This window comes from Pseudohoeflea suaedae, from assembly GCF_004354915.1.
In the GTDB taxonomy this organism is placed as follows: Bacteria; Pseudomonadota; Alphaproteobacteria; order Rhizobiales; family Rhizobiaceae; genus Pseudohoeflea; species Pseudohoeflea suaedae.
The window spans coordinates 1-253 of sequence record NZ_SMSI01000020.1; the positions used below are offsets into that span (position 1 = coordinate 1).

Here is a 253-nt window from a genome sequence, read left to right on the forward strand (position 1 = left end):
TGGTCGACGGCAGCTTCACGATCGAGGCCACCGACGGCATCGCAACGGTCACCGTGGGCGGCCAGAGCTTCACCCTCGCCCAGATCCAGGCGCTCGCGGCGACACCCCAGACCATCGATACAGTCGAGGGAACGCTCGTCCTCAACGGCTATTCCGGAAACACCTTCTCCGGCACGGTGAGCTACACCTATACGCTCAAGGCCACCATCGACAATGACAGCAAGCCGGGCGCCACCGACACGGGCTTCGGCGA

General features: G+C 64.4%; 1 protein-coding gene. It reads left to right on the forward strand.

The annotated features are described in order from the left end of the window. Positions 1 to 253 (forward strand): hypothetical protein (locus E2A64_RS17890; protein WP_158285805.1); only part of this gene is annotated, 253 nt, incomplete at both ends.